At 66.9% G+C, this 1,400-nt stretch carries 2 protein-coding genes; one reads left to right on the top strand and one right to left on the bottom strand.

Annotated features, from left to right (window positions below):
* Window positions 1-261: 261 nt before the first annotated feature.
* Window positions 262-813: a GNAT family N-acetyltransferase gene (locus LE548_RS45240; protein ID WP_225102858.1), complete on the top strand. Its 552-nt coding sequence runs from the start codon at window positions 262-264 to the stop codon at window positions 811-813.
* A 59-nt stretch (window positions 814-872) separates the two neighbouring features.
* Here LE548_RS45240 and LE548_RS45235 read toward each other — a convergent pair whose 3' ends face one another.
* Complete coding sequence (locus LE548_RS45235) at window positions 873-1,202, bottom strand: helix-turn-helix domain-containing protein (RefSeq protein ID WP_225102857.1); 330 nt, start codon at window positions 1,200-1,202, stop codon at window positions 873-875.
* Window positions 1,203-1,400 lie beyond the last annotated feature (198 nt).

The following is a 1,400-nucleotide window of genomic DNA, read 5'->3' as shown; positions in this document are numbered from 1 at the left end:
GCCATGGTGCTGGTGGATCTCCTTCGCCAGGATCGTAACCCTGGCATCAGGGACTCCACGAAACGGGGTGCAGCTCACATTCACCCGTGCGAGTGGCCGGAAGGAACGTACATGTCCTGTCTCGGGTAAGTCCGGGCATCGTGCCACGTTGACCTGGCCGACACCGGCTTGGTACTGGACAGCGGACCGGTGTGCCAGCTTGTACCTCCCCGCGCACACTAACCACATGCAGGTCGCTCTCCATCCCAATAACCTTGCCACATGCCCCGATTGATGCGTCCACAGCCCAGACTGCAGGCTTCCTTCCTGGCGGCGATGGCCGAGTTCCGTGCGGAAGGCCGAGGTGGTCCGGGCATGCAGGCCATGCTCGACAACGACTTGCGTCAGTACGCCGATGACAGCTGGCAGGACCCGGCAGTCTTCACCGCCTATGTCGCCCGCCTACGGACGCACGCACAGCAAACTGACTCCGAGGCCCCGGTCACGGGTCGCACCCTTTGGTGGACGGAGGGCGATCAGTTCCTTGGCTTCGCCTCCGTGCGGCACTCGCTGACCCCCGCACTGCGCGAGCGAGGCGGCCATATTGGCTATGTGATCCGTCCCAGTGCTCGACGTCGCGGCCACGCCACCGCGTTGCTTGCCGCGGCCCTGCAGTTCGCATCCTCGCTGGGTGTCGAGTCCGCGCTGCTGACCTGCGATGCCGGCAACATCGCCTCCCGCCGTGTCATCGAGTCCAACGGCGGTGTCCTGGAAGACGAACGAGCCGGCGTCCTCCGTTTCTGGGTTCCCACCCGACCAGCGGTCGCCGGGTAGTTCCTGATCTTGGACGGCTTGGCCTGCACGACGTGCGCGCCCCGCCGCAGGCGGCCTCATCATGCGCTCTCGGAGAGGCCGGCAAAGTGGCGCGGCACTTTGCTTGGCTCGGCGAGTTCGAGGGCGCGTAGTGCGAGCCCCTGGTCGTGGACGGCGCTGGGGGACCGTAGAAGCGAGCGTTTGAGCAGTGCTTCGCTGCGTGTCAGGCGCTTGCGCGTGGCGGATGTCGAGATGGACAGTGCGGCCGCGGTGGGGCCGATGCGTGCGTCGAGGCGCAGCCAGGTGGTGAGGGGCTCCGCGCTGCATGCTGGGACGTCGGGGGCGGTGACAGGACGGAACTGTTGTTGGGCCCACAGCCCGACGCGGGGCAGCAACAGGAGCTCGTCCAAGGTGGGCGACGTCTCTCCCGCCCGTGCGGCATCGTCCTCTGGCGGGGGCGGGATCTGTGCGACGATGGTGCGCAGAGCGAGTGCCAGTGCGGCTTGGCCGGCGACCCGATGCAGGTCTAATACTGCAACCGCATCTGGGGGTTGTGCCCTCGACGTTTGTAGTGGGAGCGGCGGGCTCGGGCCTGGCTGTGTCTACGG

Source organism: Streptomyces sp. CoH27, assembly GCF_020181035.1.
GTDB lineage: Bacteria > Actinomycetota > Actinomycetes > Streptomycetales > Streptomycetaceae > Streptomyces > Streptomyces camelliae.
The sequence above is the reverse complement of the archived record's forward strand: the minus strand, read 5'-3'. Positions and strand labels throughout refer to the sequence as shown.

Coding starts and splice junctions, on each gene's coding strand:
- LE548_RS45240 (WP_225102858.1), top strand. CDS start 262: ATGCCCCGATTGATGCGTCCACAGCCCAGACTGCAGGCTTCCTTCCTG.